General features: G+C 58.9%; 15 protein-coding genes and 1 pseudogene. 5 read left to right on the top strand and 11 right to left on the bottom strand.

Features of this window, described 5'->3' with window-relative positions; translation table 11 throughout:
- Window positions 1-6: 6 nt before the first annotated feature.
- Complete coding sequence (locus ACFPM8_RS10850; protein WP_378997565.1) at window positions 7-903, top strand: LysR family transcriptional regulator; 897 nt, start codon at window positions 7-9, stop codon at window positions 901-903.
- 2 nt (window positions 904-905) lie between these two features.
- Here the strand turns inward: ACFPM8_RS10850 and kdpE are convergent, their stop codons facing one another.
- The 8 genes from kdpE to ACFPM8_RS10810 form a co-directional block, all read right to left on the bottom strand.
- Complete coding sequence (gene kdpE / locus ACFPM8_RS10845; RefSeq protein WP_378997564.1) at window positions 906-1,604, bottom strand: two-component system response regulator KdpE; 699 nt, start codon at window positions 1,602-1,604, stop codon at window positions 906-908.
- On the bottom strand, window positions 1,601-4,405 hold the full coding sequence (kdpD, locus tag ACFPM8_RS10840; protein WP_378997563.1) for a two-component system sensor histidine kinase KdpD: 2,805 nt from the start codon (window positions 4,403-4,405) through the stop codon (window positions 1,601-1,603). The genes kdpE and kdpD overlap by 4 nt, the downstream gene beginning before the upstream one ends.
- Window positions 4,406-4,614: 209 nt before the next feature.
- The gene (locus tag ACFPM8_RS10835) at window positions 4,615-5,373 is read right to left on the bottom strand and encodes a TorF family putative porin (RefSeq protein WP_378997562.1); all 759 of its coding nucleotides are present in this window, start codon (window positions 5,371-5,373) and stop codon (window positions 4,615-4,617) included.
- Between the two features lie 47 nt (window positions 5,374-5,420).
- Window positions 5,421-6,092 carry a potassium-transporting ATPase subunit KdpC gene (gene kdpC / locus ACFPM8_RS10830; protein WP_378997561.1) on the bottom strand — a complete coding sequence of 224 codons (672 nt, stop codon included), beginning with the start codon at window positions 6,090-6,092 and terminating at the stop codon, window positions 5,421-5,423.
- A 10-nt stretch (window positions 6,093-6,102) separates the two neighbouring features.
- On the bottom strand, window positions 6,103-8,181 hold the full coding sequence (kdpB, locus tag ACFPM8_RS10825; RefSeq protein ID WP_378997560.1) for a potassium-transporting ATPase subunit KdpB: 2,079 nt from the start codon (window positions 8,179-8,181) through the stop codon (window positions 6,103-6,105).
- Between the two features lie 233 nt (window positions 8,182-8,414).
- Window positions 8,415-10,229: a potassium-transporting ATPase subunit KdpA gene (gene kdpA / locus ACFPM8_RS10820; protein ID WP_378997559.1), complete on the bottom strand. Its 1,815-nt coding sequence runs from the start codon at window positions 10,227-10,229 to the stop codon at window positions 8,415-8,417.
- A gap of 1 nt (window position 10,230) precedes the next feature.
- A complete protein-coding gene (kdpF, locus tag ACFPM8_RS10815) occupies window positions 10,231-10,320 on the bottom strand; it encodes a K(+)-transporting ATPase subunit F (protein WP_378997558.1) in 90 nt (29 codons plus the stop codon).
- On the bottom strand, window positions 10,317-10,424 hold the full coding sequence (locus tag ACFPM8_RS10810; RefSeq protein WP_378997557.1) for a potassium ABC transporter ATPase: 108 nt from the start codon (window positions 10,422-10,424) through the stop codon (window positions 10,317-10,319). The genes kdpF and ACFPM8_RS10810 overlap by 4 nt, the downstream gene beginning before the upstream one ends.
- A 266-nt stretch (window positions 10,425-10,690) precedes the next feature.
- On the opposite strand from ACFPM8_RS10810, the pseudogene ACFPM8_RS10805 reads away from it, so the two are divergent.
- Together ACFPM8_RS10805 and ACFPM8_RS10800 are read left to right on the top strand one after the other, a co-directional pair.
- Window positions 10,691-10,807 (top strand): annotated as a pseudogene (locus ACFPM8_RS10805) (transcriptional regulator); the annotation flags it as partial.
- Window positions 10,800-11,090 (top strand): helix-turn-helix domain-containing protein, encoded by a 291-nt coding sequence (locus tag ACFPM8_RS10800; protein ID WP_378997556.1) that lies wholly within the window; start codon window positions 10,800-10,802, stop codon window positions 11,088-11,090. The pseudogene ACFPM8_RS10805 and the gene ACFPM8_RS10800, both read left to right, overlap by 8 nt.
- Window positions 11,091-11,110: 20 nt before the next feature.
- On the opposite strand, the gene ACFPM8_RS10795 is transcribed toward ACFPM8_RS10800, so the two are convergent.
- Both ACFPM8_RS10795 and ACFPM8_RS10790 read right to left on the bottom strand, forming a co-directional pair.
- The gene (locus ACFPM8_RS10795) at window positions 11,111-11,686 is read right to left on the bottom strand and encodes an HD domain-containing protein (RefSeq protein WP_378997555.1); all 576 of its coding nucleotides are present in this window, start codon (window positions 11,684-11,686) and stop codon (window positions 11,111-11,113) included.
- Window positions 11,687-11,764: 78 nt separating this feature from the next.
- On the bottom strand, window positions 11,765-12,304 hold the full coding sequence (locus ACFPM8_RS10790; protein WP_378997554.1) for a DUF4399 domain-containing protein: 540 nt from the start codon (window positions 12,302-12,304) through the stop codon (window positions 11,765-11,767).
- 273 nt (window positions 12,305-12,577) lie between these two features.
- Here ACFPM8_RS10790 and ACFPM8_RS10785 point away from each other — a divergent pair, with 273 nt between their 5' ends.
- Window positions 12,578-14,755 (top strand): FUSC family protein, encoded by a 2,178-nt coding sequence (locus ACFPM8_RS10785; RefSeq protein ID WP_378997553.1) that lies wholly within the window; start codon window positions 12,578-12,580, stop codon window positions 14,753-14,755.
- A 292-nt stretch (window positions 14,756-15,047) separates the two neighbouring features.
- Entirely contained in the window at window positions 15,048-15,476 is a 429-nt protein-coding gene (locus ACFPM8_RS10780; RefSeq protein ID WP_378997552.1) for a hypothetical protein, read from the top strand.
- Window positions 15,477-15,504: 28 nt separating this feature from the next.
- Here the strand turns inward: ACFPM8_RS10780 and ACFPM8_RS10775 are convergent, their stop codons facing one another.
- On the bottom strand, window positions 15,505-16,770 hold the full coding sequence (locus tag ACFPM8_RS10775) for a cytochrome-c peroxidase (RefSeq protein WP_378997551.1): 1,266 nt from the start codon (window positions 16,768-16,770) through the stop codon (window positions 15,505-15,507).
- Between the last annotated feature and the right edge of the window lie 150 nt (window positions 16,771-16,920).

Raw genomic sequence — 16,920 nt, 5'->3', positions numbered from 1 at the left:
GCCATCATGTCCAATCGTCTTGAATTGATCCGCATCTTTTGCGTTTGCGCCGAACTGCAAAACTTCAGCAAAGCGGCGGCCCATCTCGGCATATCTCCGCAAGTGGTTACCCGCGCCATCAACGAATTGGAAAGCACATTCGGCGAACCGCTGTTTCACCGCAATACGCGCAAAGTCAACATCACCAGCTTCGGCGAAGGCCTGGCGCGGCGGGCGCAGGTTTCGCTGGCGTCGATCGACGATTTGTTTCGCAGCTCCGCCGCGAGTTCAAAAATGGACATGGAGGGCATCGTCAGGCTGACGGCTCCGGCAGCGCTGGGCCGCAGGTACTTGATGCCGGCCTTGACCCGGCTGGCCGTCGCTCACCCGGGCATCATCCTGGATGTGCGTTTGTCGGATGAAATCGCCGACGTCGTCGACGAGCAAATCGATGTCGGCGTCCGGACTGGATTAATGCGCGACAGCCGCTTCGTCGCACGCGCCGCCGGGCAAGGCATCTTGTCTGTGGTCGGCTCGCCTGAATTGCTGGCGCGGGTCGGCAAACCAAAAACCATCAATGCGCTGCGCCAGCAGCCGCTCACCGCTTTGCTCGATCGCAGCACGGGCCGAGCCTGGCCTTGGTATTTCGCCGATGGCGAGCAATTCCAGCCAAGCTCCAGCGCGTTTCTGACCGACGACCCGGAAGCGGAATTGGCGGCGGTGCTGGCAGGAGTCGGCTTCGGTCAGTTGCCAAGCTATCTGACCGCAGCGGAAATTGAAAACGGACGGTTGATCCCAGTTCTGCAAAAGAGCGATCCGGAACCCTGGAAAATTTATGTCTACCGACCGCAGCGCGGGCCGGTGCCGGGACGGGTACGGGTCGTGTTCGACGCGCTGGTCAAGGCTTTAAGTGAATTGGATTAGCCTTACTGCGACAACAAAATCCGGTATCCCACCGCAGTCTCGGTCAACAGGTATTTCGGCTGCGCCGGATCGTCCTCCAGCTTGTGCCGCAAGTGGCCCATGTAGATCCGCAGGTAATGGCCGCTCTCGGAATGGGATGGCCCCCACACTTCTTTCAGCAATTGCGGATTGGTCACGACCTTGCCGGCATTCGCCACCAGCACCGACAGCAGGCGATATTCGGTCGGCGTCAAATGCACCGGTTGCTGCGCCTTGGTCAGCGAGCGCGTTTGTAAGTCCAGCGTGACGTCGCCGAAACGGATCAGGCCGTCGGCCCCGGCCAGCGGCTGATGCTGGCGGCGCAGCGTGGCGCGCACCCGCGCCAGCAGTTCGCCGACCCCGAACGGCTTGCCCAGATAATCGTCGGCGCCGGCATCCAGCGCCCGGATCTTGTCGGTTTCGCTGACCCGTGCCGACAGCACGATGATAGGCACCGTCGACCACTTCCTGACATCCAGGATGAAGTCCACTCCATCCCCATCCGGCAAGCCGAGATCGAGGATGATCAGGCTCGGTTTGCGTGTGCCGCAATCGATCAGGCCGCGCTGCATGGTTTCCGCTTCGAAAATCTGCCAGCCCTCGCCTTCCAGCGCGGCGCGCACGAAGCGCCGGATTTGCGGTTCGTCTTCGACCAGGATCGCGATCGGCGTTGGTTGATTCATTCAGTTTTCTCCGTGTCTCCAAAGTCGCTGCCATGACTGGCGGCGCTATCGCTCGCTTCCGGATCGGGCATGCTGGGCGGCACTCCGAGCGGAATGGTAAAAGTAAATTCGGCGCCGCCGTGGCTGCCTTCCCGCACGCCTGCGGCGTTTTTCGCATGAATGGTGCCGCCATGCGCCTCGACAATCGCCCGGCAAATCGCAAGCCCGAGCCCCACCCCGGGCTTGGCCGATTCGCGCTCGCCGCGGGTGAATTTCTCGAATATCGCATCTTCCATGCCGGGCGGCAGCCCCGGCCCATCGTCCGCCACCGTGACCGCCAGCAAGCGGCCTTTCACCAGCGCGCTCAGCACGATGTGAGAACCCGGCGGCGAATACTTGGCGGCGTTCTCCAGCAAATTGCACAGCACGCGTTCGATCAGCACCGCATCGAAACGCACCAGCGGCAAGTCGTGCGCCACCCGCGTTGCCACCTGATGCCCGGTCAATGGCGAGCTGCTGGCGCGCAAGGCGCTGCCGACCACTTCTTCGAACGGCTGCCATTGCAGGTTCAGCTTGACCTCGCCGCTCTGGATGCGCGCCATGTCCAGCAGATTGGTCACCAGCGCGCTCATGCGCAGCGTTTCGTTATGCAGCGCCGCCGCCAATATCTGCTGCGCGGCTTGCAGCGGCGGCTTGGACAGCGCCAGCGATTCCGACAGTCCGACCAGCGCCGTCAGCGGCGTGCGCAAGTCGTGCGACAGTGCCGACAACAAGGAATTGCGCAAGCGCTCGGATTCCATCCGCACCAACGCATCCTGCGCCACTTCAACGTAATGCACGCGCTCCAGCGCAATCGCGGCCAAGGTCGCGAAGGTATACAACTGTTGCTGCTGTTCCGGGATCAAAATCCAGCGTCGGCTATGCGGCAAAATCGCCAGCACGCCGCGGGTACGCATCGGCGCCACCAGCGGCAGATACAGCCAATTGCTGGCCGGCAGCGTGTCGGTGCCGATCCCGGCGCTTGCGGCATTGTCAAACGCCCACTGGGCGATGCCGAGATCGAGCGATTTAACCGCATCGCCGGCGTCGCCCGGCAGCGTTGCCGGCACCTGCAGGCGCTCGGCGGTGTCCGGCACCAGCAGCAAGGTCTGGGCTTGAAAAGTGCGTTGCAGGAATTTGCGGCTGATCTCGAATATCTGCTCGGTCTGCAATGCCGCCGACAGTTCGCGGGCGAATTCAAACAAGGCGCGCGAGCGGCTTTCGCGGTGGGACGCAATCCGCGCCTGATAGCGCAAACCGGCGGTCAAATGCGTGATGATCAAACCCACCGCCAGCATCACCGCGAACGTCAGCAAATACTGTATATCGCTGACTGCGAACGAAAACCGCGGCGGCACAAAGAAGAAATCGAAAGAGGCAATACTCAGCAGTGCCACAAAAATCGCCGGCCCGCGGCCGTAGCGTATCGCAATCACCACTTCGCCCAGCAGATACAGCATCACGATGTTGGCCAGATCGAAGTACGGCAAGATCGGCGTCGCCAGCAAAGTCACCAGCACGCACGTCGCAAAGGCCCAGGCATAACCTTGCCAGCGGGCCTTGCCGCGCAATTGCAAGGACAGCGGCAACGATTTGCCGGCCCTGGTTTTTTCATCCCTGGTCGCAGCAGCGGTCGGCGGCAACCCGATTTCGATCAAGTCGATATCGGTCGCCAGCGCCGCAATCCGCGCCGCGTGATTGCTCTGCCACGGAAATTTGCGCTGGCTGCGCCCCATGATGACTTTGGAAAAATTATGGCTGCGGGCGTAATCGGTCAGCACCGCGCCGACCTCGTTGCCGGCCAATACCGCGGTGGTGGCACCCAGGTCCTGCGCCAATTTAAGCGTCTTCAGGATCCGCTCGCGCTGCGCCGACGGCAGCCGCTGCAAGCGCGGGGTCTCGACATATACCGCATGCCATTCGGCATTCAATTGGGTCGCCAAGCGGGCGGTGCTGCGAATCACGTGCTCGGCCGCCGGCGACGGTCCGACGCAAGCCAACAGCGCCGCATCGGTTTGCCACACCGCGCCGATCGACTTCTCGACTCGATACGCTTGCACGTCGCCCTGCAAGCGGTCCGCGGTGCGGCGCAAGGCCAGTTCGCGCAGCGCGATCAGGTTGCCCTTGCGGAAAAAATTGCGCGAAGCGCGTTCGGCCTGCGGCAATTGATAGACTTTGCCCAGCTTCAGCCGGGCCAGCAATTCATCGGCCGGCAAATCCACCAGCACCACTTCATCGGCCGCATCGAACACCGTGTCGGGCAAGGTTTCGGCGACCCGGATGCCGGTGATGCCGCCCACCACGTCGTTCAAGCTTTCCAGGTGCTGTACATTGAGCGTGGTAAATACGTCGATTCCGGCGCCCAATAATTCTTCGACATCCTGCCAACGCTTCGGATGGCGCGAGCCGGCCGCGTTGGAATGCGCCAGCTCATCCACCAGGATCAACGAAGGCTTGCGCGCCAGCGCCGCATCCAGATCGAATTCGGGCAATTGCTTGTCGCGATAGGCGACCTGCTTCAACGGCAACAGCTCCAGTCCATTCAGCAGCGCCGCGGTTTCCGCCCGCCCATGACTCTCGATCACGCCGGCCACCACCTCGCGCCCTTCGGCATGCAGTTTTTGCGCAGCGTTCAGCATCGCGTAGGTCTTGCCAACCCCGGCCGAGGCGCCGAAATAAATCCGCAATTTGCCGCGCCCGGCCAGACTCTCCTGGGCCTGCATCTGGGCCAGCAATGCATCGGGGTCGGGTCGTTGATCGCCGCTTGGGTAGTTGGAAGACATCAGATTGGTCGAGGTAGGGGGTGAAGCATTGTGCGTACTACGAATTGTAGATGGATATTATCCATCCGTTACAGCAATACGACATGTAGGTCGGAAAAGCGTAGCGTCTTCCGACGTTGGATGCATCGCCGAAAAGAGCCAAGGGCTTGACCGGCTGATGCGATTCACGCCGTCGGAAGGCGCTGCGCTTTTCCGACCTACAAAACACATTAGAACGTTTTGGTCAACGCCAGCTGCAAAGCCTTCTTACCCAGATCCTTATGCTCCGGCGCAGGACCGACATAGGCTTTGGTGTCGGTTCCGAGCACCGCAAGACTGGCGGACATGAAGCCGAAATCCTTGGTCACGCCGACTTTCCAGTCGGTATAGCTGGAGGCCGAATTGTGCTTCACGCTTTGATGGCCGGCGTGCAGGTTGACGGTGTAGCCGTTGCTCACGTCAATGTTGGCGCCGATATCCAGGTAGCCGCTGTTCTTGCTGTCGGCAAAGCCGAACAGGTTGGTCACCGCATGCGAATACTTGATATAGGCCGGGCCATAGCCGAGTTGGCCGTAAATTTCGGTGGTGTCGGCATTCGGATGCAAGTCGTTGGATGGGTAGATATAGGTCAGCACGCCGACGTCATACGTCAGATCCGTCGTGAAATTGCCCTTCTTGCCGCCGTACACATCCACCTCGATATTGCCGTTGCCGCCGCTGTCCTTGATCCATTTCAATGTCGACAACCAGGTTCCGGCATAAAAGCCGGTTGGGTTATTCACGTAATCCGCGCCGCCTTGCAGGGCCGGTTTCAGGCGGGTTTGGGAAATCCCGCGGTAACGATAGTCGGAAACGACGCCGGCGTTAAACGTCAGCGCGTTATCTGGAACCGCCGCCGGAGCGACTTCTTCCGCGTGAGAGAGATTTGCACTAAAAGCGGTAACGCCGATAACAGTGACCAGACCAGCAAAATAGACAATTTTTTTCATGAAATTTACAAGCATTTAATGTAGTTAGGGTGGAACGGGGTGAAAAATTAATTTGAACCCGGCTGACGGTCCAGCGCCATGTTCAGCGCCATGACGTTGACCCGCGGCTCGCCAAAGAAACCCAAGGTGCGCGTCGATTGCAGCGCGGCTATCATGCTGCGCACCGTGTCGACATTCAACTTGCGTTCACGGGCAATGCGGCCTGCTTGGTAGTAAGCCGCGGCCACGCTGATTTCCGGATCGAGGCCGCTGCCGGAGGCGGTTACCAGGTCTACCGGAATCGCTTGCGTGTTGTCAGGATCGGCCGCTTTCAAAGCTGCGATCCGGCCCTTGACGGCGTCGATCAACGCCGGATTGCTGGGTCCGAAGTTGGAGCCGCCGGACGAGCTGGCGTTATACGGCATCGGGCTGGTAGCCGACAAACGGCCCCAGAAATAACCGGGGGTGGAAAATTCCTGACCGATCAAGCGTGAACCGATCAGCTTGCCGTCGCGCATGATCAAGCTGCCGGAGGCCTGATCGGCAAAAGCCACTTTGCCGATGCCGGTCACCGCCAGCGGATAGATCACGCCGCACAGCAAGGTCAGCCCGGCGAACAACACCAGCGCCGGACGCAATACCGACGACGAGCTGGCTTGCACCGAAGCGGCGGCAGGGGTTGAAGGTGCAGCTTGTTTGCTGGATGCAGATGCGGCGGATGTTACAGATGCGGATTTCATTTCAAAACTCCTAAACCAGATTCATGAGCGACAAAACCATGTCGATCAATTTGATGCCGATGAAAGGCAACAAGATGCCGCCCAGACCATAAATCAACAGGTTGCGGCGCAACAGCGATGCGGCGCCGACCGCCCGATACGCAACCCCTTTCAGCGCCAGCGGAATCAGTACCACGATAATCAAGGCGTTGAAAATCACGGCCGACATGATGGCCGACGACGGGCTGGCCAGATGCATCACGTTCAATGCGCCGAGCTGCGGATAAGTGGTGACGAAGGCCGCCGGGATGATCGCGAAATACTTGGCGATGTCGTTCGAAATCGAGAACGTCGACAACGCACCGCGCGTCATCAGCATCTGTTTGCCGATCTCGACGATCTCCAGCAGCTTGGTCGGGTTGGAATCCAGGTCGACCATGTTGCCGGCCTCTTTCGCCGCTTGCGTGCCGCTGTTCATCGCCACCGCGACGTCGGCCTGGGCCAGCGCCGGCGCATCGTTGGTGCCGTCGCCGGTCATCGCCACCAGCCGGCCTTCGGACTGATAACTGCGAATCAGCTTGAGCTTGTCTTCCGGCGTCGCTTCCGCCAGGAAGTCATCGACCCCCGCTTCGGCCGCAATCGAAGCCGCAGTAAGGCGATTGTCGCCGGTGATCATCACGGTCTTGATCCCCATCCGGCGCAATTCGGCGAAGCGTTCCTTGATCCCGCCCTTGACGATGTCCTTCAGCTCCACCACGCCCATCACCACGCCGTCGTCCACCACCACCAGCGGCGTGCTGCCGCGGCGGGCGACGTCGTCCACCGCCAGCGCGACTTCGTTCGGGAACGGCTGGCCCAGTGTTTCCACGTATTTTTTCAAGGCTTCCGACGAACCCTTGCGCACTGCACGAGCGCCGATATCGACACCGCTCATCCGGGTCTGTGCGGTGAACGGCACAAAGGTGGCGTGCAGCGAACTCATCTCGCGTTCGCGGATATTGAAGCGCTGTTTGGCCAGCACCACGATGCTGCGGCCTTCCGGCGTTTCATCGGCCAGCGACGCCAGTTGCGCGACATCCGCCAGGTGTTGCTCGGTGATACCGGGCGCTGGAATGAAAGCCGAAGCCTGGCGGTTGCCGAGCGTGATGGTGCCGGTCTTGTCCAGCAACAGCACATCGACGTCGCCGGCCGCTTCCACCGCACGGCCGGAAGTGGCGATCACGTTGGCCTGCATCATGCGGCTCATGCCGGCCACCCCGATCGCCGACAGCAAGGCGCCGATGGTGGTCGGGATCAAACACACCAGCAAGGCCACCAGCACCGTGATCGTGATCGGCAACCCGCTTTTGGCGGCGTCCACACTGAATAAAGAGAACGGCAGCAAGGTCACCGTCACCAGCAGAAACACGATGGTCAGCGCCACCAGCAAAATGGTCAGCGCGATTTCGTTCGGCGTCTTTTGCCGTTTCGCGTTTTCCACCATCGCAATCATGCGATCCAGGAAAGCTTCGCCTGGATTGACCGAGACCCGCACCACCAGCCAGTCGGACAGCACCCGGGTACCGCCGGTGACGGCCGAAAAGTCGCCGCCGGATTCGCGAATCACCGGTGCCGATTCGCCAGTGATGGCGCTTTCGTCGACCGACGCCACCCCTTCGATCACCTCGCCGTCGACCGGGATCACATCGCCCGCTTCGACCAGCACCACATCGCCTTTGCGCAGGTTGCTGGCGGGTGTCGCCAACCAGTTGCTGAGCTGGCCCTTGGGGGCGGTTGGACGCTCCAGTTTTTTGGCGCTCACGGTTTGCTTCAGCGCCCGCAATGATTCGGCCTGGGCCTTGCTGCGGCCTTCGGCCAGCGCCTCGGCGAAGTTGGCGAACAATACCGTGAACCAAAGCCAGACCGAGATGCCGAGAATAAAGCCGGGACTGGCTTCACCCTTGCCGGTCAGGGCCTGGAAATACAACATCGTGGTCAGGATGCTGCCGATATAAACCACGAACATGACCGGGTTGCGCAACTGCGTGCGCGGCGCCAGTTTTTTGAACGATGCGACGATGGCCGGGCCGAGCAGCGCGGAATCGAACAGCGTCAGATTGGTGCGAGACATGATGTTCCTTTTAATCATTTTTACTTAACAAGGTAGGGCGGAAAAGCGTAGCGTCTTCCGCCACGCATACCTCTGTCGCATGTTGTGCGGCCGGCATGGCGGATAACGCTTCGCTCATCCGCCCTACTTCTGTCTTGCAAAGTATTTAGTAGCTTGAAATTTCTTGTTTAGTCAGTTGGGGACAGAGTAATTCGGCACGCTGCGGCGCCTCATAAACTCTGTCCCGCAAAGGATTATTTAAACATTTGCAAATGTTCGACAACCGGCCCCAATGCCAGCGACGGCACATAGTTCAGCACCCCAACCAGCACCACCACCCCGATCAGCAACACAATGAACAGCGGACCGTGGGTCGGCATCGTGCCGGAGTTCGGTTCCAGCCGTTTCTTGGCGGCCAGCGAACCGGCAATCGCCAGGATCGCGACGATGATGATGAAGCGTCCGAACCACATCGCGATGGCCAGCATCACGTTATAGAACGGCGTGTTGGCAGACAGGCCGCCGAAGGCGCTGCCGTTGTTGTTGGCAGCCGAAGAAAACGCGTACAGAATTTCGCTGAAGCCGTGCGCACCCGGGTTGGCGATACCGGCCACACCGGCCGGCAGCATCACCGCAATCGCGGTGCCGCCCAGCACCAGCAGCGGCACTGCCAGGATTGCAATCGCTGTCATTTTCATTTCGAACGACTGGATCTTCTTGCCCAGGTATTCCGGGGTGCGGCCTATCATCAAGCCGGCGATGAACACCGCCATGATGGCGAACACCAGCATCCCGTACAGGCCGGAACCGACGCCGCCGAACACCACTTCGCCCATTTGCATCAAGGCCAGCGGCACCATGCCGCCCAACGCGGTAAACGAATCGTGCATCGCATTCACCGCGCCGCAAGAAGCCGCGGTGGTGACCGCCGCAAACAAGGCCGAGGCGCTGATGCCGAAGCGGGTTTCCTTGCCTTCCATATTGCCGCCGGATTGCAGCAAACCGTGGGCCTGATCGATGCCAAGTGTGCTGAGCACCGGGTGCGCCTGCTCTTCCGCGATCATCACCACCGCGGTCATGATGACGAAAATAATCGTCATCGCCGCCAGTACCGCCCAGCCCTGGCGGATATCGCCCACCATGAAACCGAAGGTGAAGCACAGCGCGGCCGGGATCAGGAAGATCGCCAGCATCTGCATGAAGTTGGACAACGGCGTCGGGTTCTCATACGGATGGGCCGAGTTGGCATTGAAGAAGCCGCCGCCGTTGGTGCCTATCATCTTGATCGCCTCTTGCGACGCCACCGGACCCATGGCCAGGGTCTGGACCTTGGTGTTCATGGTTTCCATCACTGGCGCGCCGGCCGCATCTTTCAATGGCTGACCATCGGCGCCGACCTTCGGTTGCTGATAGGTCAGCGGCTGCATGATCGCAGCGTCCTTATACGCATCGAAATTCTGGATCACGCCCTGGCTCATCAGGAACGCGGAGAAAATCAAGCACAAGGGCAGCAGCACATACATGGTGGAACGGGTAACGTCGGTCCAGAAGTTACCGATCGCCTGCGCCGAATGCCGCGAGAAACCGCGAATCAACGCAAATGCGACCGCCATCCCGGTAGCAGCCGAGAAGAAGTTCTGCACCGCCAGCACCAGCATCTGGGTCAGGTAGCTCATCGTGCTTTCGCCGCCGTAGCCTTGCCAGTTGGTGTTGGCGACAAAACTGATGGCGGTATTGAAAGAAGAATCAGGCGAAACGTTGGCAAAGTTTTGCGGATTCAGCGGCAGCCATATTTGCAAGCGTTGCAGCCCATAGGTTGCGAGTGCACCGATGGTATTAAACAGCAGCAGGGCCAGCGCATAGGTCTTCCAGTTCATCTCGCTCTTGGCCTGGATGCCGGCGCAGCGATACAGCCACTGTTCAAACCGATTGAGCCAGCCGAAGCCCGGCACCGGTGCATGCTCGCTGGCGCCGCCGGCAACCTTGACGATGAATTTGCCCAGCGGATAGCTAAGTACCAGCAATACCGCCAGGAAGGTAATCAACAGCAATGTGGATTGGGAGGTCATATCAGAAGTCCTCCGCTTTTAACAGAGCAACGACCAGGTACACCAACAGCGCGACGGTCACCACCGCGCCGAGTACATAAAACGGATTCATTGCTTGTCCTCCAGCTTCTTGCATCCCACTGCCAGCCACCAGGTCACGGCAAAAAAAGCCATGATCGCGCCGACAAAAACCACATCCATTACCAGATCCATCATCAGCCTCTTACAAAATAATTACGTTGGTTACGACACCGACAGGCTATAGAGAAGGCTCTAAAAATGTTGTAAAGAGTGGCTTCGGGGGTGTAAACAAAGTGTAAAAAAATCGTAAAAATCGGGGGATGTGCACGATATTCGGGCAGCGAGAGCGGTAGCACTTCGACTACGCGATAAATTGGAGGGTAGTAGGTTGGGCTGCAAAGCCCAACGTTTGCGGCGACGGAGATGAAACGTTGGGCTTCGCCTTCGGCTCAACCACAACCTACAACCTGCTTGATAATGGCCAAATCTGGCTGCTGATTGCCTACACAAAAGCAAAATTCGACAACTTGCCGACAGAATTTTTGAACAAACTACGAGAGGAAATTAATCGTGGATAAAGAACTTGAGCAATTCCAATCTGATTTACTCAAATCAGTCAAAGACATGAAATCGGGTAAAGCGGCGCGCTCTACAGTTGTTGCGGTCTCACCTATCGCCAAGGCACGTACGCAGTCCGGTTTGTCGCAGTCGCAATTTGCAGCGCTGATGGGCGTCTCGGTGCGTACCTTGCAAGAATGGGAACAAGGCCGCCGCAGTCCATCGGGCGCTGCCAGGACCTTGTTGAATATCGCAATGCGTCACCCCGAAGTACTGATTGAAGAATCTCAACAACCTGTTTAGGGAGGTTGGGATCGGAAGCATCAACCGAGAGCACTCTTCAAGCTCGCCTGAAGATTTTCCCGAGCCTGCCGTTCATACCGCTCAAAAAATATCGGCGTAGTAAAAATCCGCGGCCGGTCAAAAAATTCCTGCAAAATTTGCGCTCGCTTTTTCGAGAACAAAAATGTCGGCACGTACGAATATTCCTCGCGGATCTGCCGCTCGTATTGCTCAAAGCGCGCGCGGGGAGCGCCGAGGATGGACAGGTCCACGTCCACCAGGATCGCAGCATCCAAATCGGTCGGCACGGCGCGGTGCCGGGTTGCCATGATCAGAGAATGCACCCTGTTCCCGACTTCCTGCGGCAGCCCGGCCTTTTGTATGCTGGCGCAGGCCCATTCCGCACTTTTTTCTTCGTTATCGTGACGCAGCACGCTGTACACGGCGTCGTGAAACCACAAGGCCACCTCGATCTCAGCCGGATGCGATGCCAGCTCGCGCACTTCAGGCAGCTTCGCCAAACATTCGTCCAAATGCTGCAGGGTATGGTATTTGCGGTGCGGCTCGCTATACCGTTCGAGCAGCGCCGGGTATAAGGCCGGGTCCGGTTCCAGCACGCCTAGCGCGCGCCAGGTGCTTAGCCAAGATTCTGGTGAGATTGTCATAAGAGGCTTTAAAGTGCTTGCTACACCCTGTTAATGCGCTTTATCCAGCACCACGATGGAAATCACTTTACTGGAAATGTAATAAGGCACGTGACGATGGTCGGCGAACAGCAGGCGCAGCGTGTGTTTGCCGGCCGGAAGGTCAAGCAGGGTTTCGGTTTCGCCATTGCCGAAATGCTTGTAATGCTGGTGCTGGTATTCGTTGGGCTTGTCAAACGGGATCGGCGCCTTGATGTCGGCTGGCATAGTCATGTCAATCAAGATGTGATGATGACCGGTGCCGCCAATCTCGCCGGCAGCAACCGGGGAAACCCCCATCCCGGTGACGGCAAATGCGACCCTGAACGGCGACCTTACCTGGTCGCCATCCTTGATGTTAACAAAGTAGGCATGTTTCTCGCCGACCGGGAACGGCCGGGTGCGTTCCGAGGCGCTGATGGTACTGATAATCGAGTCGGTGTCGACATTCTTCTCTGTGCTGTTGGTCGCCGCCGATGCCTGTCCGCAAATCAAGGCACCGGTCAGCAGCAGCGATTTGGCAAGAAAAGCCGAAGAACTTGTTGAGGTCATGTACATCCCGGTCATTGAAATATCCATAAAGGTAGGTTCTGGCGTTGTTAAGAATTGCTTCACATCTGTCGATCGGCGTTGTTCTCTGATTCGCTGCTGCAAACGTTGGGCTTTCCAGCCCAAGCTACGGTCCTTTCCGCAAATTAATTAAAATTGCCATTGTGCATCTTTACAGAATAATGCTTGTTTTGCAAACAAGAAAAAATGTCATTCCAATGACAGCAGGCAACGCGGTACACTTTCCGCCTTGTCCGTCATCACCCTCCCCCTGACATGCACTACGCCCTGGATCTGCGCACCTTTATTTTCAGTCACTACTTTTATACGGGTTTGCGGATTGCCACCGGGGTGGTCGGACTGACCTTGCTGGTGCTGCAATTAACCGACCTGCCTACCGCGATGACGGTCTGTATCGGCGCGCTGTCGACCAGCTTGATGGATTTGCCGAGCACGCTGCGGCACAAGTTCAACGAAATGCTGTCAAGCGTGCTGCTGTGCACCGCGGTGACGCTGATCATCAGTCTGTGCGCGCCGTATCACTGGCTGTTGAGTTTCATGCTGGTGGTGGTGACTTTCTTCGCCAGCATGATGATGGTGTATGGCAAAAAGGCCATGCCGCTGCAGTTTGCGGCGCTGTTCGTGATGACGCTGGCGATGGAAAACAGCTTGAGCGTGCCGCAGGCGTTTTTCCATACCGGCTTGTTCCTCGGCGGCGGCCTGGCTTATCTGAGTTATTCGATGGCGGTCTCGTGGTTTTTGCGCAGCCGCATCAAGCAGCAGGTGCTGGCCGAAGCCTTGTTTGAACTGGCGCGCTATATCAAGATCAAGGCTGATTTTTACGACATGCACGTCGATTTGAACAGCCAGTTCAATACCCTGGTGCGGCAGCAAAGCGTGCTGGCCGAAAAGCAGCAAGCATCGCGCGACCTGATCTTGCGCGATCCCAGGAACCAGCAGGATGCGATCCTGGTGCAAGTCCATTTCGGCATGTTCGACCTGTACGAACAAATCCTGTCGACCCATACCGATTACGCGCTGCTGCGGCTGCATCTGGGCGATGCCGAAGTGCTGACTTATCTGCGCGACGTCGTCGGCAAGGCGGCCAAGGATATCGAGACCATCGCCTACGCCATTACCCGCAAGCGGGCCTCGTTTGCCAGCGTCAGCTACAAGGCCGAACTGCGCTCGATCGAGAGCGAGCTGCAACAACTGCAGCAGGACAGCCTGGCCGGGAAAGTGCCGGAAGCGGCGCTGGTGGTGTTGCGCAGCACGTATAACAAGATCCGCGACGCGATCGACATGATCGCCCAATTGCACCACGCCACCCAGAGCGTGCAAGGGCCGCTGCCGGAATTGATGGGCAAGGACATGACGCCGTTCCTGACCCAGCAAAAATATCAACTGGGCGTCTTGATCGACAATCTGCGCTGGCAGTCGCCCACTTTCCGTTTTGCGGTGCGGGCGGCGCTGGCGATTTCTTGCGGGCTGCTGGTGGCCGACACGCTGCCGTATGCCAGCCACGGCTATTGGGTGGTGCTGACCATCGCCATCATCCTCAAACCCAGCTTCAGTCAAACCAAGCAGCGCCGCACCGACCGGCTGTTCGGCACCCTGATCGGCTGCGTGGCGACGGCGGTGATCCTGCGCTTCGTGCATGAGCCGGTGGCGCTGCTGGGCATTCTGTTCATCGCGACGGCGGCAGTGCCGGCATTTCTCTATGTCAAATATCGCTATACCGCGATTGCCGCCAGCATGCAGATTCTGTTGCAGATCAATCTGCTGATCCCGAGCAGTTCGCATGTGATCGGCGAACGTTTGATCGACACCCTGATCGGCGCTGTGATCGCGACGCTATTCAGCTTCGTGCTGCCGAGCTGGGAATATCGCGCATTGCCGCGCCTGATCCGCAATGTGCTGAAAAATAACCGCGATTTCCTGGAGGCCGGCAACCATCTGCTGCAGGCCAGGGTGCCCGACGATTTCAAATACCGGGTCCATCGCAAACGCTTTCTCGACAGTATTTCAGCGCTGGCATCGACCCTGGTGCGGATGCTGGACGAACCGCTCAGCAAGCACCGCGCGGTCGAGGAGCTGAACCAGTTCATCGTCCAGAATTACCTGGTGATGGCGCACGTTGCGGCGCTGCGCCTGCTGCTGCGGCGCCATGTCGAAAACCTGCCGACGACCGCTGTCAACCAGCTATTGGATGCTAGCGCCAAGCAGGTCCGTCAAACGCTGGAAGTGGCGGAACGGGGCTTGGATGCCGGCGCGCCCCTGCCAGCCGCCGCGGCCGACGCGCTGCCGAGCGCAACGCCCGAGGCCGATCCGGCAGCGCCGGCAACAGCTTGGTCCGGCTGGTATTTATTGCAACGCCGGGTCGGCCTGCTACACGACGATGCCGAAAAAATCGCTATCCACAGCGCTGCGATCGGGCGAATTCTCGCTAAATAATATAGCTAATAGCTAGCTATTGTAGTTTTTAGATATTTAAGTTAGTTTACAGACAACTAACAAATTCGGCTTTTAGCTAGCTTTATTAATGCAAATTGCATTTCTGGCTATCTTTTAACCCTACCCTTCCAAAATCCGATTGTAAAACAAGAGTTTTCTCATTTTCCCTTGAGAAGCGTATTGACTCTCCGCCTCAAGAGATGTGAGATACGGATACGCAACGTTTCCGAATGGCATCACAGCCAAACGCCAACGTTGCCCTGTGTTTTTTCATCTTCTTTGGAGGTTCGGCATGAAGCTCATTTCCGTTCAACTCGCTGCCGCATCCACTCTGCTGTGCCTGGCCTCAAGCGTCACGGCAGGCGGCAGTTCCGGCGTTATCCATTTCACCGGAGCGCTTGTCGAACCGCCTTGCGAGTTCAATACCGCGTCCGATGCCACGCCGTCGCCAGCGACTCTGCAACTGGACCTTCATTGCCCGGAACGGACTGCCTTTGATGTTTCCTTCCAGCGTGTCGGCAGGCCGGCCGCATCAGCCGCTGCCGCGGCAAGCAACATCAGCTTTAGCCGTGACGGCAAACCTTTAGGTCCAGCCGCAGCAGCCAGCTACGCGATGGCGTTCCAGGGCACCAGCCGGCTTGCGCTGGAAGCGAATCAAATCGGCTCGCGTGCGGCGGCGTCCGGCCCCGTGCCCGTACTCATGACAATCACTTATCAATAAGTCCGGCTCGGTACGCGCCAGGCGTGTCTTACTCGACGCGCCTGGCGCCGGCCTTGACCGAATAGCCGTCGTCCAGCGTTTTGATAAAGGCGATCAGGTCGCCGATTTCGTCGTCGTCCAGCGCCGGCGGATCGCCGGCCTTGCGGTTGAACGGGGCGTCTTCACGGTCGATGTTGTCGCGGTAGCGCGGCGGCAGATCGTCGAAGCTGCGCGTCTTGCCCTGCACCTTGGGATACCACTTGGACGGCTGGGTATCGCGCTCGACATAGAAATGCATCATCTCATCCAGCGTGTGAAAACGTCCGTTATGAAAAAACACCTGGCGGGTGGCGACATTGCGCAGCGTCGGCACTTTGAACATGCCGCAAAAGGCGGTCTCTTTGCGCATATCCGTGCGCGCCGGGCCGCAAATGCCGAGATCGAAATAGCCGGGATCGCGGTTGGCCGCAATCTCCGGATTGCGCGGCACGCCGAGCGCCTGAAAACCGAAATCGGTGAACTGCGCCGGCCGCCCTCCAGGCCCAGGCCGGTCGACATGGCATTTGGCGCAATTGCCTTTGTTCGGATTATTGAACAGGCCGTAGCCGCGCAACTCTGCCGCCGTAAACTCCGCATTGCCGGCCATCGCCGCATCGAATTTGCTGGTGTACGGATGGAAGCTAGTATCTTCGGTCTGGAACGCTTCGAGCGCCAAAGCGGCCTGCGCCAGCGCGGCGTCCGGATGTTCGAAAATGTCGGCGCCGTAGAGTTGCCGGAACTGTCCGGCGTAACTGCTGCGCTGTAATTTGGCGACCACCGCGGCCGGATTCGGGTTAGCCATCTCGTTCACATTGAGCAAAGGGATCAGCGCTTGTTGGTGCAGCGTATCGACCGCACCGTCATGCGTGAAGCCGCCGGTCGGCCCCTCGTCCTCGGTCTCGCTAGGCCCCGGCACGTAGTAATGGCGCGTGAACTTGGGGGTGAAGCTCAAATAGCGCAGCGACGGCACCGCGCGCGTGCCGGGATGGCGCATATCGGCCCCGCCCAATTGCACCGCCAGACCGTTGGGCGGTCCGTAAGCATGTTGCGGGCTATGACAGGTCGCGCACGACATCCGGCCCGAGGCCGACAGCGACGGATCGAAGAATAGTTGCTTGCCGAGCGCGGCAGCGGCGCTCAGGGTGGCTGGCGGTTCGGGGTAGCGGACCCACATTTTCAGATTGGGTTTGGGGGTGGCGGCGGGGGCTGCTACCGTCTTGTCGGCATCATGGCAACCGGTCAAGAGTGTGATGCCGCTGAAGACCAGCGCTGCCATTAAACAATTATTCATTCGGCTAAAAGAATTGAAGTAGGTCGGAAAAGCGCAGCGCCTTCCGACATGGCGTACCAACTTACCTGTGAGCAGGAACGCCAAGTGTTGAAAGCCAAGCACTTGGCCGACGGACTCGCGGCGCCATGTCGGAAG

The organism is Paraherbaspirillum soli (assembly GCF_042654985.1).
GTDB classification, from domain to species: Bacteria; Pseudomonadota; Gammaproteobacteria; order Burkholderiales; family Burkholderiaceae_D; genus Paraherbaspirillum; species Paraherbaspirillum soli.
This window is presented reverse-complemented; position numbering and strand designations above follow the sequence as displayed.

Coding starts and splice junctions, on each gene's coding strand:
- kdpD (WP_378997563.1), bottom strand. CDS start 4,405: ATGTCTTCCAACTACCCAAGCGGCGATCAACGACCCGACCCCGATGCA.
- kdpC (WP_378997561.1), bottom strand. CDS start 6,092: ATGAAATCCGCATCTGTAACATCCGCCGCATCTGCATCCAGCAAACAA.
- kdpE (WP_378997564.1), bottom strand. CDS start 1,604: ATGAATCAACCAACGCCGATCGCGATCCTGGTCGAAGACGAACCGCAA.
- ACFPM8_RS10790 (WP_378997554.1), bottom strand. CDS start 12,304: ATGACCTCAACAAGTTCTTCGGCTTTTCTTGCCAAATCGCTGCTGCTG.
- ACFPM8_RS10835 (WP_378997562.1), bottom strand. CDS start 5,373: ATGAAAAAAATTGTCTATTTTGCTGGTCTGGTCACTGTTATCGGCGTT.
- ACFPM8_RS10775 (WP_378997551.1), bottom strand. CDS start 16,770: ATGGCAGCGCTGGTCTTCAGCGGCATCACACTCTTGACCGGTTGCCAT.
- ACFPM8_RS10780 (WP_378997552.1), top strand. CDS start 15,048: ATGAAGCTCATTTCCGTTCAACTCGCTGCCGCATCCACTCTGCTGTGC.
- kdpA (WP_378997559.1), bottom strand. CDS start 10,229: ATGACCTCCCAATCCACATTGCTGTTGATTACCTTCCTGGCGGTATTG.
- ACFPM8_RS10785 (WP_378997553.1), top strand. CDS start 12,578: ATGCACTACGCCCTGGATCTGCGCACCTTTATTTTCAGTCACTACTTT.
- kdpF (WP_378997558.1), bottom strand. CDS start 10,320: ATGAATCCGTTTTATGTACTCGGCGCGGTGGTGACCGTCGCGCTGTTG.
- ACFPM8_RS10850 (WP_378997565.1), top strand. CDS start 7: ATGTCCAATCGTCTTGAATTGATCCGCATCTTTTGCGTTTGCGCCGAA.
- ACFPM8_RS10810 (WP_378997557.1), bottom strand. CDS start 10,424: ATGATGGATCTGGTAATGGATGTGGTTTTTGTCGGCGCGATCATGGCT.
- kdpB (WP_378997560.1), bottom strand. CDS start 8,181: ATGTCTCGCACCAATCTGACGCTGTTCGATTCCGCGCTGCTCGGCCCG.